This is a genomic window from Pseudoalteromonas sp. NZS71 (genome assembly GCF_015864715.1).
In the GTDB taxonomy this organism is placed as follows: Bacteria; Pseudomonadota; Gammaproteobacteria; order Enterobacterales; family Alteromonadaceae; genus Pseudoalteromonas; species Pseudoalteromonas arctica.
This window is the reverse complement of record NZ_JADYWS010000039.1, coordinates 1-13,610: the sequence shown is the minus strand read 5'-3', so window position 1 is coordinate 13,610 and position 13,610 is coordinate 1. Positions and strand designations below refer to the sequence as shown.

13 protein-coding genes are annotated in these 13,610 nt (G+C 37.5%); 3 read left to right on the top strand and 10 right to left on the bottom strand.

Annotated elements, in window-relative coordinates; translation table 11 throughout:
- The first annotated feature begins 84 nt into the window (after positions 1–84).
- Both I6E85_RS19070 and I6E85_RS19065 read left to right on the top strand, forming a co-directional pair.
- Positions 85–771 (top strand): heavy metal response regulator transcription factor, encoded by a 687-nt coding sequence (locus I6E85_RS19070; RefSeq protein ID WP_024591714.1) that lies wholly within the window; start codon positions 85–87, stop codon positions 769–771.
- Positions 761–2,155 carry a heavy metal sensor histidine kinase gene (locus I6E85_RS19065; RefSeq protein ID WP_024591713.1) on the top strand — a complete coding sequence of 465 codons (1,395 nt, stop codon included), beginning with the start codon at positions 761–763 and terminating at the stop codon, positions 2,153–2,155. Before I6E85_RS19070 ends, I6E85_RS19065 begins: the two co-directional genes overlap by 11 nt.
- Positions 2,156–2,432: 277 nt before the next feature.
- Here the strand turns inward: I6E85_RS19065 and I6E85_RS19060 are convergent, their stop codons facing one another.
- The 10 genes from I6E85_RS19060 to I6E85_RS19015 form a co-directional block, all read right to left on the bottom strand.
- The gene (locus tag I6E85_RS19060) at positions 2,433–2,852 is read right to left on the bottom strand and encodes a hypothetical protein (protein WP_024591712.1); all 420 of its coding nucleotides are present in this window, start codon (positions 2,850–2,852) and stop codon (positions 2,433–2,435) included.
- On the bottom strand, positions 2,849–4,936 hold the full coding sequence (locus I6E85_RS19055; protein ID WP_024591711.1) for a hypothetical protein: 2,088 nt from the start codon (positions 4,934–4,936) through the stop codon (positions 2,849–2,851). Before I6E85_RS19055 ends, I6E85_RS19060 begins: the two co-directional genes overlap by 4 nt.
- A gap of 9 nt (positions 4,937–4,945) precedes the next feature.
- Positions 4,946–6,598 (bottom strand): hypothetical protein, encoded by a 1,653-nt coding sequence (locus I6E85_RS19050; RefSeq protein ID WP_024591710.1) that lies wholly within the window; start codon positions 6,596–6,598, stop codon positions 4,946–4,948.
- A 695-nt stretch (positions 6,599–7,293) separates the two neighbouring features.
- Entirely contained in the window at positions 7,294–7,866 is a 573-nt protein-coding gene (locus tag I6E85_RS19045; protein WP_196812478.1) for a hypothetical protein, read from the bottom strand.
- 164 nt (positions 7,867–8,030) lie between these two features.
- Complete coding sequence (locus I6E85_RS19040) at positions 8,031–8,264, bottom strand: hypothetical protein (protein WP_024591709.1); 234 nt, start codon at positions 8,262–8,264, stop codon at positions 8,031–8,033.
- A 115-nt stretch (positions 8,265–8,379) separates the two neighbouring features.
- The gene (locus I6E85_RS19035) at positions 8,380–8,691 is read right to left on the bottom strand and encodes a hypothetical protein (protein WP_024591708.1); all 312 of its coding nucleotides are present in this window, start codon (positions 8,689–8,691) and stop codon (positions 8,380–8,382) included.
- Positions 8,692–9,354: 663 nt separating this feature from the next.
- Positions 9,355–10,377: a tryptophan--tRNA ligase gene (gene trpS, locus I6E85_RS19030; protein WP_024591707.1), complete on the bottom strand. Its 1,023-nt coding sequence runs from the start codon at positions 10,375–10,377 to the stop codon at positions 9,355–9,357.
- A 545-nt stretch (positions 10,378–10,922) separates the two neighbouring features.
- The gene (locus I6E85_RS19025; protein WP_024591706.1) at positions 10,923–12,092 is read right to left on the bottom strand and encodes an alpha/beta hydrolase; all 1,170 of its coding nucleotides are present in this window, start codon (positions 12,090–12,092) and stop codon (positions 10,923–10,925) included.
- A gap of 333 nt (positions 12,093–12,425) precedes the next feature.
- A complete protein-coding gene (locus tag I6E85_RS19020) occupies positions 12,426–12,797 on the bottom strand; it encodes a hypothetical protein (protein ID WP_024591705.1) in 372 nt (123 codons plus the stop codon).
- A 67-nt stretch (positions 12,798–12,864) separates the two neighbouring features.
- Entirely contained in the window at positions 12,865–13,089 is a 225-nt protein-coding gene (locus I6E85_RS19015; RefSeq protein ID WP_024591704.1) for a hypothetical protein, read from the bottom strand.
- Positions 13,090–13,415: 326 nt separating this feature from the next.
- On the opposite strand from I6E85_RS19015, the gene I6E85_RS19010 reads away from it, so the two are divergent.
- The coding region (locus tag I6E85_RS19010) for a hypothetical protein (RefSeq protein WP_197237256.1) at positions 13,416–13,610 on the top strand (195 nt) is incomplete at its 3' end.

The window sequence follows — 13,610 nt, the reverse complement described above, 5'->3', positions numbered from 1 at the left end:
TAATCTTGATGTCATGTTGCTGTTACGGTGAATACGGCATAATCTTATAACAGACAATAATTATAACTTTAATAAAGGTTTTGCATGCGCTTACTAGTTGTTGAAGATGAAGTGAAAACAGGTGATTACTTAAAGCAAGGTCTGAGTGAAGCTGGTTTTCAAGTTTCATTAGCACGTAATGGGCTCGATGGGCATCATTTAGCAATGACTGAGTTATTTGATGTCATAATTTTGGATGTAATGTTGCCAGATGTATCTGGTTGGCGAATTTTACAATCTATTCGTGAAGTGAATAAAGACGTTCCTGTTCTTTTTCTATCGGCTCGTGACAGTGTCGATGACAGAGTAAAAGGGCTTGAATTAGGCGCTGATGACTACTTAATAAAGCCCTTTGCATTCTCTGAAGTGTTAGCAAGGGTACGCACGCTTCTTCGTCGCGGAAACGCGCATAAAACCGAAGACATCTTACAAGCCTATGATTTAAAAGTTAATATTCAAAAACGGAATGTATTTCGTGCCGAACAACGTATACTCCTAAGCAATAAAGAATTTAGTTTACTTGAACTATTACTGCGCCGTGAGGGTGAAGTACTTCCTCGTTCACTAATCGCTTCTCAAGTTTGGGATATGAACTTTGATAGCGATACAAATGTCATTGATGTAGCCATTCGCAGACTCAGAAGTAAAGTTGATGATGGTTTTCCAGTAAAGCTAATACACACTGTGCGTGGCATGGGTTACAAGCTTGAGGTAATAACCGATGAGCCTTAATGAAAAACCATTATCTTTAACAATGCGAGTGGTATTGTTTGTTGCTTTGACAGTGATAGGCTGCTTAACCCTCGTCGCTTCGCTTATAAGTAGCTCAATAAATCATCATTTTTTACAACAAGATAGTGGTGAATTAAAAGTTATCACACAGTCTGTCAAATCCGTTTTATCTAAGCCATACGCGTCGGAAAAAAACCTTAGAAATGCGTTATCTCAAGCCGTGGCGGGTCATCATGGGGTTTATTATCAAGTTAATACAGCTCAAGGAAGGCTTATATATAAAAGTACGGCAACAGACTTTAGCGAATTTGTTTTAAAAGTAACCACCTCAAACAGTTTTAACCAAAACAACATAGTTGAATGGCAAAAAAACACACATACTTATCGCGCTTTAGTGAGTGACTTTAGTACTGAGCAGCAACTTTATAAGATCACAGCTGCTATTGATATGAGCTTTCATTTACACTTTCTCAATCAATTTCAGCAAAGCCTTTGGGCTATTATGTTTGGTTCAGCGGTACTCATTTTATTGGTGGCTTGGTTTGCTATACATCAAGGACTCAACCCAATACGTGGTTTAAGCCAGAAAATGCATGATATCCAAACTAATAAAATGGATGTAAGGCTTGATGAAGGCCAAGTACCGATTGAGCTTGTTAATATGGTGCAATCTTTCAATGCAATGCTAGACAGGTTACAAGGTGAGTTTATCCGCCTATCAAATTTTTCCAGTGATATTGCTCATGAGCTACGTACACCGCTTACCAATATAATAACTCAAACACAGGTTGGTCTATCTAAAAAAAGACAATCCGAAGAGTACCAAGAGTTATTATTTTCTAACCTCGAAGAGCTTGAGCGGCTAACTAAGATGGTTAACGACATGCTTTGGCTGGCAAAATCTCAAAACGGCCTAATTAAACCAGCCCAAGATATTTTATCCAGCCATGAAGAAATTGAGGTGCTGTTTGAGTATTTTGATGCATTAGCTGAAGAGTCATCGCTGATACTTCATAAAGCAGGTGAAAACATCAGCTTTTATTGTGACAAGCTACATTTTCGTCAATTGTTATCAAACCTGTTATCGAATGCTATAAGATATGCACCGAAGGGGTCATCAATTACGGTATGTAGTGAAATAACATCTGCTGAAAAAGTATGTATCTGTGTGAGTAATACCGGTGAGAAAATACCTTCTGCACATTTACCTTATTTATTTGATCGCTTTTATCGATCAGATAAGTCTCGTCAACGCCATAGTGATGGCGCTGGTTTAGGGCTCGCTATAGTTAAAGCCTTAGCTGAAGCTAATGGCGGGAATGTAAAGGTTTGTTCAAACGATCAGAATACCTGCTTTAATGTTTATTTAAATTTATTTAAATAGTATTCATTTAATGTCAGCTATACTAATAATCGGCTCATGTGTTGAAACTTGCCTTTGACAATTGTACTTATTCAGTTAAATAATTATTTTACCTTTTCCACATTGTTAGTTCAGCCGCTTTATATTGATATTGATATTGTAGTATCGTAAGTGCTAACCCATTATGTTGAGCTGCAATATTTGTTATATGGCTTTTTAATTGTTGAACTTCATCAGGGTACATCTCATTTAACCTTGTTTCATTTTTTAGGCGATGCTTTAAGCAATTGAAGATATATTAATTTTTCTTCAGTAAAAATAACTCTGACTCAAGATCATTTATCTTTTTTAAGTGCTGGTGATTTGAAAGCGCTAGGGCATTGTGGGTAGAAGAAATTTGTGCCATTTGCTCTTTTAAGCTGGCTATTTCCGCTCGATATTTTTCTTTTAACCGTTTCTCGTTGGCAAGCTTTTCACGTAACTTAGTAACATCTGAGTTTTGCTGTGCTTGCTTTTTTGTTATAGCTTTTGATTTTAGTAGTTTAATTTTTTCAATGACGTCTGAGTAATAGTAAGCTGAGCCATTACCAAGGTTAGCTTCTTCCTCAACTGCAATGGCACTTAAACCTCGTTTGGCATCAATACGTACTGTATCGCCAGAAAGTATCCTGTCAATTGCGCTTAGAAGCTCTAACCTTGTATTCTCTGACTTACTCAAAGCTGTCTGATCTCAATTTCGGGTTTGTATGGAGTGTAGCTTATCTCAAAGTAGTCCATAACCTTTTCAGCTGCACGTAATTGCGTAATAAAATGGCTTAGCTGCGATTGAGATAGTTTAGTATGCTGCTCCATTTCAGTTATAGTCTCAACAATCCACTGATGTCGTTTTTGCCAAGCTTGTGCTTTTGTTTCGTCTATAACAACGTTCTCGCAGTTAAAACAGTTGGTTGGTGATACGACCTTTTCCATTCTGCATTCATAACCAGCCATGCAGTATGAGTGAAGTGTACCAGCAATAGATATTCTACCAGCAGATACTTGAGCATAAAGAGCATCCCAGGATGAGTATTTAACAGCGGTATCTTCTCTATCTTTAACAACATCTATACCTTTCTTACCATATAGCTTGTCATCTGAGTTATACCACTGATGCAATAGTTGTGTAGTGACTTCTCTATCTACTTCTTGAAGTAAATTATTGAGTTCTGAATCCACTTTTACATGTTTTATTTTGGCTGCTACGCCGCCTTCTGAGTACCACTGTGCCATTGGTAAATACAGGTGCTTGTATTGCTGCTTAATAGCGACGTCAGATAGTAAGTTGTAACGTTTGCCAAACACCGCAAAAGTTCGTCTGAGTTGATGGGTTGTAAAAGCCCAAGGCTTACCTATAACTATCTTTTGCTTGTAAGCGTGTGTGTTTAGGTTTGGATTTAGAAGTTTAAACTCTTCATAATCTTGCTCATTTACGATGGCGCCAGCCTCTTCTACTAACTGCTTATGATGAAGGGCAAAAGGTGGACCTGTCAGCATGTTTGGCTTTCTGCATTTCATTTGTTGAACTAACCAGATGCTTGAGGCTCTAGCATTTTCAACTCGGTCATCTGAGAGCATGAGCTGGGTTCTCATATTTTGTGTCAGTAAAGATGCTAGTTCTATTGCTTTTCCAGTTATTGGAGATGTCAACCATTCTGCTTTTTCCGGCACTGCGGGGGTCATTTTACTATGATAGGACTGAAGTGAATAAAACACTTGGTCTTTTAGTTTTAACTTTTTGAAACTATCAGGATGTAAGCTATAAATCTCGCTTCTTCTCATGCCTGAAAAGGCACCACAGATTATAAAGCAGCAAGTAAGAATATGGGAGTATAACCAATTGAATCTTCGTATATCACTAGGAATTAACTTTTCTGTATCGGCGTTGGAAATATAGCTTTTAAGTATATTGGTAGAAGTTTGGGGTTTAGCTTTAGTTATCTCAGCTTTGTAGTGAGGGGAATCAGATGTTAACCAATTCCATTGTCCTGATTTTATTTTGTTATCTACGGCCGCTTTACCAATTTCATAGTTTTCTTGCTGCTCGGTATGGATAGCTAATAATGTATCTCGAATAGGATAGTAAGTATCTATATACTCGATAGCCTTTGTGTATATGAGTTGCATCAAGCGTGATGGAATGGCATAAAATTGCTCGCTTTCTAACTTTGTAGGACATCCTAGCTGACGGCCTAATTCTGTAATTGATGTTGTTAAAGGTAATGATAGTTTTATGGGGATTTGGTTTCTTATAGCCTGAATCCAATTTAATGCAACAATGAGTTTGGAAATATATCTTCCACACATTTTAAGTGACTTTAAATATTCGCAAAACCTAGAAAACTGTATGGGATGGTTAAGGACACAGATCGAATCTGCTTTGATGGATTCTATGTATTTATATACTTGGGTTAAATTGATATTTCTCTCTAAAAATGTTGTGGTTTTTATCGTTGCCCCTTGCCTTAAAGTGCCGACAGCAAACAAACCAAGGAATGCGAGTAACTTTTGTTCTTGTAATAGCGAAGTGGTTGTTAAATGTGTAAATGAGGCGCGTTTTTTAGAAACAATTTTTGCATCTACATAGTGTGTTAAATCCCATATGTTATCGCCAAAGTAACTTATGGTTTTACCATTTTGGTCAATCATTACTGGGATTTTGTTTAAATTGTCCCAATCCTTATTTTCAAAATACTGTATTGCCTGTTCAACAAAAACAGTATTCTCTTTTATAACTTGTTCTGGTGCAGCAAGTAACGGTTTCATAGCATTTCCTTATAAAACCAAATTAAGCGTATCGGGCCAAAAAGGGTGGCGACCAATTGTATGTAGCTTCCGCTCAGCTTGCCTGCGCACTTTTAAGTCGATACTAAAAAGCACTTGCTTTATTTTTCTTAGTACTCGATCAAAATTGTTTTTAAAGTGTGACATGTTGAGGTGATCTTCTTTGGCATCCTCTAACGCTTCATAAAAACTCAATAAACACCAAATATCATCAACTTCTTCAACCAGCACTTGATTTGGGCAGGAAAAGCAATTTAATAAGTCTGCACAGGCAAGATGGGTCATGTCAACGCTATCGATAGAGGCCTTTCGTCGAAAACGGTCACCATGGTTATCAAAGGGGTCTTTGCAACCTGTACCTAAAGGTGTTTTTTGACCATTCCCTGATTTAGCATAGCGGTTTACGAATTCATCATAGGGTAGTATTTCTAGATTCATTTGCTCAAGAGTTTGTTCTCGTGCTCTACTAATATCGCCACATTTAATTGCATTTTCTAAGGTGTTAGCTGTGGCTTGAAGTTGGGCGTTATTTTCTGACTCGTTACCTCTGCTATAGTGCTTTCGAACTACATCAGGTGTGTTATTGAGCAACATGGATGTTTCGAGTGAGTTTCCTGTGAGTGCTAAGTAATTAGATGCACCTGTAGCTCTAAAGCGTTTAGCTTCAGGCCTAAGTTGTTGACCATTGTCATCAGTCAAATCGAATATATTAATTAGCCAATTCATATTGGAACGAATATGCGTTGGGCACAAGGGCTTATTTATCCCGTTAAGACATTGATGAAGTAGTCTATTGGCATCTGGAAACAGCACGTGCGTAAGGGTGATAAGGTCATTAATAAAATTTAGCGCATGCTTTGGAATGTCTGTGCTAAGATTATCGCCGAGCTCGATGGTAACAAATTTATTAGCTCTCTTCTTTAATGCTGTTTGCACAAACCACTTACCTTGCTGTCCCTTTTTTTGTGAAGCTTTGGGGATATCCATATCTCTTATCGTACTAGCGTTTGCCCATGTGTAATAGGCAAGTAAGAAATATGCAGCACAGTAACACTTGGTAATAGCACCACTTACAGGCACTTCGATTTTATTAAAAGAAAAGCTCGCGTATTGGTCGCTTCTCCTTGCTTGAATGTATTCTTTAGGTGAGGTTTGAATTTGCTTGGAAAGCTGAAAATATAGTTCTTTTAGTATTTTAATTAACTTTTTCAATTCAGATTCTGAGTATGCTTGAGTTGGATTTATTTGGCTGCGAAATAGTTTGAATTTAGAAAACCACTCATCAACAGGGTGATCTAGCATCTTCATTATTGTTCTTATACTACTTAATTCACCTTTTGCTGTGTTTGAACTTTTGCTGCCAATTCTAACGCTGTGAACTAGAGCTGTTTCAAATGCATTGATACCCTCTTTTGAATCTGGATTTACGGGAATACTGTCACAAATATTCACATACCGTGTAAATGTTCTAAAAAGGGTATTCATTGTTGTGTCAGTATATTCTGTATTAGCTTTGAATGCTTGATACCACTTAATGATTTGGTTGTCTCGGTTAAGCAAAGTACCCCGATGCATTTCAAAAAGTTTAGGCACGCCTTTGTATCTAAATCTTTGAAAGTCTGGGTATACAAATTGTATCACCATAAATATTTAACTTAAGGTCAATATTTAAATTTGATTTGTTAATCACAAGAGATCCTCATGCTCATTGATGACTGACTCCATAACTTGATCTAAAAAGCAAACTGCACGTATCGATGCCTTGCTTCGGTTTATAAAGTTAAGGTATCGCCAAGTTGTTTTCTCATCTTTATGTCCCATCCACCCCATGATTAATGACATAGCATCGAATGGTGACAACCCAACTTTCTCGTCTAAAAGGGACGCAAGACGAAATGTACCGTAAGTTGCACGTAAATCGTGTGTTCTATGCTGAAAGTGGGTATTTAGCTCATTGCGTATGTAATTAAGAGTTAAGCTAAAGTGACGCTGTATTGCATTGGTAGTATATGGCTTGCCTCTATTGGTAATTAATAATTCCGTAATCGTTTTATCGGTTTTAGACTCTCTTTTCTGGCGACGCTCACTAATCAAGTAGCGATGCATCTTGTTCATTAACAGTGTTGGAATTTCGATAGTTCTGACTGAGCCAAATTTGGTGAGTACACCGTTATGAGGTCCTATACTAACTTGAATATGGTATTTATTCGGGTCACATCTATTCACTAGGTTAGCAGGAAAGGTGCAGGCTTCTTCTATACGAAGGCCGCACATGAGTTGTAATAGTTGATGTATTTGGAACTCAATTGACTGTTCTTTGAGTGCTCGCGAATATAATTTTACCTCATCTTTGTAAGGGGATTCAAGCTTTGCTCTGGTGTACGCCTTGGGACCCTGATCCTCAAGTCTGAACTTCTAACAACATAATTACGATTGATATGCGCAAGCATCCCAGTCGTTTTGATGCTAACAAACTCTACTTCAAATGGTTTATTTTCCTTAGAGAAGTTAATTAACTTCTCATAATATGCCCACTCGTAGAATTTAATTATATGGTTCATATATACAGCTGCTGTTGAGCTATTTAGCTCACCGGCTTTCACTGAGGCCAAAAGATCTTGGTTTCGGAAAATATATGTGGGCTTATTTGATTTGATAGTTGGAAAATCTTTCCAAGAGAGCTCATGACTTTTTAAAAAGCGCCAATATCGACTTATGGCACGAACGTTTGAATTAATGTTTTTCGCGCGCTTAACGTTAATGAGGTGATTCATCCAAAGATTTATTGGCATGACGTATTCACCATTTTCATAAAAAGTTGGAAAGCCTTTTAGCTGAATGCTTGATTTTGTTTTGCAAAAAGGAGTTTGGATCTCAGTTTTAAAATCATCTGATTGAACTATTGTGAGCATAAAAAAGCTGACCAATAATTGTACGTTAATTGGTCAGCTTAGTTCGTTTTCCAGAGTTAGCAAATGTAAAGTTTCACTTTTCCAGAGAAAAATTTACATAGTAGGAGTACATTCCAACATTTAATAACCTAGCATTTCTGCTACTGCTTCCTTTCAAAAAAAGACTAATCCAGCCTCAGATTTTTGATACTAAATTCATAATTTTTACCTTTAATACTCAACTCTAATTCGTCTTCATTAAGCTCAAAACTAGGGAATTCATAGCTGGTTTTAAACTCAGTGTGAGGAATACCGAAACTTCGAATTTCATCCCCAAACAATAGATGCGGGCCAAAGCTTGAATGCTGCCCTGTAAATACAGATACTGAAACTAGCCCATTCCTGCCTGATTTATCCATTAGCTGACAGTAGCTTCTTGCATTGCTTTGCCGTTACGGTTAAGGCCGCTAGAGTCAAGAAAACCTATCATTGCCATTACATTTTGCATACGAGACATATTTTGTTAATCCAAGACTAAAATTCTGATTCAGGGTCATCAGCATTGACTGCCCAAACTGGAATGCCATTTATGAACTGACCCACTTTCCAACCTGTCTTTTGAAGAATTTCGGCTGAGGCAGTTTCAGGGACGTTAAACCAATATGAGTAAACCATTTCACCACTGGAGCCAGTATCTTCATGTAGTTCAATGTCTAGTTCATCATACTGCTCATCAGTTAAACCTAGATATTCAGCAAGTTCATTCATATTATCACCTAGTTTATTTGGCAGTCCGTGACCTGCGTCAATGTCTTTTTGGTTTCCACTATTTGCGATTTGTGACATTAGTGTCGCTGAAATCAAATTACATATCAATCACTTAAAAATAACCTGCAACCATTCCCCGACATAAAATACAACCATACAATGACATAGATGTTAAGGGTTATGTGTGTTTTAGGCTGTCGTTGGCAAATCGCTATCGTCAGTACGTACATAAAGAATAGGTAGAATTTCAGTATTTACGATTGTAGGGCTAAATTTAAGCCTATCCTAATACTTGGTTTTCGTTCAAACCGAACTTCGCAAAAGTGCCAACAGCAGACATTGACATTACTTTTCAAAAACCTCTGAATTGGACAGCTAAGCCACCAGAGCGGCCATTGAACTTTTAAAATTAGAGCGTTAATCTAAGGCGATAACGCCCCTTTACGACTCACAAAACAAAAAATGGCTAAATTCACTTAAGCACTACGAGGCCAAATTTGGGTATTAGCAAGCATAATACGTTCGCTATTGTTAACTAAAAGTGCAGAAAAAGTGATAGATAAAAAGGTTACTATTTAGTAAGTAGCCTTCAGTCGTCGAATATAAAGGGGGTTATGTTAAACGCAGAAATACATCTAACTTGCTTGTGTGCTCATTACACCTTAGCGAGTAAAATTTTCTTGTTTATTTCCCCTCCTGACTTTGGAGGCTTGTTTTCCTCTTTCAATAAAAGTATTACAACTAAAATAAACTCAAGCCAAATGCATTTTTAACACTGTTTAGAATCTGATTCGATTCTTCTTGTGATTTGTCACTTCCATTCCTAAGAATTTCGATTAACTGCGCTTTATCAGATATAAATGATTTTCTACGCTCCCGAATGGGTTTAAGAGTATCTTGCAAACACTCTTCGAGAATTTTTTTTAGTGATCCATCACCTAAACCGCCTTGTTGGTATCTCGCCTTTAATTCACTAATATAAGCAGTATCACTATGGAATGCATCCAAGTATGTAAAAACAACATTACCTTCAATTTTACCCGGGTCTTCAATTCGTAAATGGCTAGCGTCGGTATACATTGATTTTACTGCCTTAGAAATATCCTTTTCGCTTGAATCCAATAAAATACTGTTACCCATTGATTTAGACATTTTGCTTTTACCGTCCAAACTTGGCAACCGAGGTACTTTGCTTAACAAGGGACGGCACTCAACTAAAATATCCGCTTGAGCGATATAATTTAGTTTTCTCACTATTTCATTGGTTTGTTCAATCATCGGTAATTGGTCATCACCTACGGGAATAAGTGTTGCTCTAAATGCTGTTATATCGGCCGCTTGGCTAATGGGATAGGTTAAAAACCCTGCTGGTATTGAAGCGCCGAATGACTTACTTGCAATTTCACTTTTGACCGTTGGGTTTCTCTGTAATCTAGAGACGGAGACTAAATTTGAATAATACATGGTCAATTCTGATAAGGCAGGTATTGCTGACTGCAAACAAATCGTGGTTTTTTGAGTATCAATACCGACGGCCAAGTAGTCTGCAACGACATTCAAAATATTGGATGATACTTTATGAGGGTTGTGCCCATTGTCCGTCAGACCTTGTAAATCCGCGACTAAGATGGTCTGTTCGTACTGATGCTGTAAAGCAACCCTTTGTTGAAGTGAACCAACGAAGTGCCCGAGATGTAACTGCCCCGTTGCTCTATCACCGGTTAGTATTTTGTCTTTGTTAAGGGGAAGTGTTTGATTTTGCATAATATGACTCCTAATTTTACCATCGGAGACATAAGTTGCTTTATTCATAAACAGTCATCCGACGGCTTTGAATAAATGTGATCCAGCGTCGCTCTATAAAATAGAACGCCACCAAGAAATTGAGGTTAGTTGAAATATGTTTTTTATCTTCATGGCTAAAATCTATCATTCTATGAATGACGATTCAATAGAAATATCCGCGAATGGGGAAATATCCAGAACAACGATCCCTTTATGCTCGGTATTGGGAAAAAGCGACCGTAAATGAAGTAGTCCAACAGGTTAATAGAGCAAAAACCCTAAGACGCTTTGTGCCCCATTGCGAGTTAGACCGATAGATGTTTTATGGTGACAATATACTCATATTCAGAGTTTATAACTCAAATATCAACGGCAGCTTTGAGCTTGAAGCAGTCATACAATGTAAAAAATACGACTGACCGCTTATCGCTCTTTGCCGAAGTTCGGCTCAGTGCCAATTCCGGACGGTGTTGTTTTTTTTGATACATAAAATCAAGGGTGACCCCCTTAGCATACCTACATATCTATTTCTCTGTATCAAACCCAGCAATAAACTCATCGATAGAGGTTTTGAGGTTTTCTTCATGGCTTTTTATTTTTCCAAGAGCCAGCATAGCTTGCTGTTTAGCCTTATCTTGATCCCCTCTCTCTTTGTAGCCTTTGGCCAGATTAAACAACACCCATGCAGAATCTAAATAAAGCCCTGCGTTATATTGCAACAGCTCCATGCCTTTTTCGGGCGACTCAAGCCCTGTCATATAATATGAGGCAAAATTGATCGCACCTTTTCGAGGTTTGATCTCCTGAAATAAGTCTTGCGACAGCAGCTTAAAATGCTTATCAAAACCTTCTGGCCCCTCTGTAAAAACTCTAAAGGGTACTGACCAGTTACGATACAATTCATTGGTGGAATTAACCAGACCAGTCATTAACGTCGCTACGTGGGGGAGCGTTTGCAAATGTTCTATCTTAAATCTGAGGCCGTTGGGTTTGGTTTCTTCCAGAAATGCCTTTAATTCTAAAAAACCCTCACGCATAGCTATTGCCGAATCATCAATCACCTGAAAACCTTCATCTCCTAGATTGACATAAAGAAACTGATTCAAATCTTCTTCTGAAGACAGATACCTTTTCAGTTTAGGCAATGTGACTTCATTACCCCAGTGAATAGAAGGACTTAATGCAACGTGGGCAGTAAACAAACCCGGTCGGGAGTGCATTGCATGCAAAGAAAGAAGCCCGCCAAGAGAGTGTCCGCTTAGGGTTTTAAAATCAGAGGTTTGATAGTGCTTATCGACAAAGGGAAGCAACTCTTTCTCTATATAATCTAAAAAGGCATCAGCACCACCACCTTGTTTATATTCGACATGTTCAGTCGGTGTGTAATCCCTGATTCTGCTTTCGTTTTCAATTGCAATCAATATCATGTGTGGAGCCAAACCATTCTCGTAATAGGATGACATAACCCCCTGAATCATGTCCTTGTAATATTTGCCATCCAGAAAATAATAAACTGGATATTTATAGTCCGGAAAGTCACCATAATTATCAGGCAGATAAACGGTGACGTTTTGCTTTTCTCCCAACGTCTTAGAGCTAATTATGTGTTCTTTAACAATGACAGCATTGGCAGAAAATAGAGGAAAAAGACAAATGATTGTGGCGACGAGCCTTAGCTTTTTTAAGTAGTTCATAAAATTCCCTGTTTATCATTTTTTCGAGATAAGTTGCCGAATAATAACTTTAATGAAAAGCGATTAAGGTGGCCATATAAAGATAATTTAATTAGGTCATGCAATAAAAGCAATTGCCATAATGCAACTAAAAATTAAACCAGACTACCACCTTAATTGAACAAACAAAGCTATCCCAATTAATATGGATGGCATCCTAATTTCTACTGAACTTCGCAAAAGTGCCATGAGCAGACATTGGCAAAGCTTCGCTTAACCGGCGTAAATAAAATAGCAGGCTGAAATTAGCAACGAAGAAGCAAAAGCAAATTGTTATTCCTATGACTGCAATTGTTATGCCTTAAGCTCAAAAGACAGCCCATCTTTACCTGTGGGTTTTAGACTAGTATTAAACTCATAGCTTCTTTTATAAATTATTTCTAATTTAATATGGTTGATTCTATCTTTATAGGCGTTTAAAAATCTTGCTGTTGCTTTACGTATTTGGGAATCACTAAATTTTATTTTTGTTAACGCATTTAAGTTGTTTAAAAATATCCTATCAGCATCCATTCTTTGATTACCATCTACAGGCTTTAACGTTACGCGAAATATAGCGTGATCGGGTTTTAACTCTATTTCTGTATTAATGGCTCGTACGATATCTGCGCCAAATTCATGCCAATACTCAATAGTCGTACTTCCCTTTCGAAGACTTCTTAGCAACTTGATACTCCTTATGAAGCATTGCGCTTACATAATTTTCCGTTTAATGTTCGTACTAGGTGCGATCTTAATTAGATAAATCGAACATGACACAGCCATTACCGGCAGCTGCTATACGTACTAACTCATCCGTAGTCTTTTTTGATGAATTAATAATATTTATTGTTGCACCTTTGCCTGATGCTGCAGATGCAATACGTACCATTTGATCTGCTGTTTTTCCATTTGCATCGATATGCATCCCACCGCCCGCTGCTGCGATACGAACTAGCTGATCTATAGTTTTAGCCATGTATCATTTCCTTTTAAGTATTTAAATATATTTAATGGGATTGCTTTATTGGATTGTAAATAAACTAAAGCACCTAAAAGCTTTATAAAAGCACAATTCCCCATTTTGACGTGAAAATGTCTTTTTCTATGATCTACTATTAGTAGCAAATAGTATAAGTTATTGCCAGTTATAAATATTATGCTTACTGTAGGTTCTTCGAACATGCGTAATAGGGGAAAGTTTCCACTTATCATTAATTAGCTTATGGCAATTGACTGACCGCAATTCGCTCTTTGCCGAAGTTCGGCTTAGTTCCACTAGCAGACATTGAAGATTCTTAATGTGTGACCCATACGCTTCTAGACAATGCCCGCATCCAAGCTAAGCTCGAAGTAGAGCAAGAACAAGCAGAAATTGAAGCTGAAAAAATACTAATATCAGAGACTAAAAAAGATTTAAACGAGTGCTATCAAAAGGAAAAAAGAAAATCGGATGAAATTGGAAATACACTGACTGAAAAAAACGAATTAATACAGCAC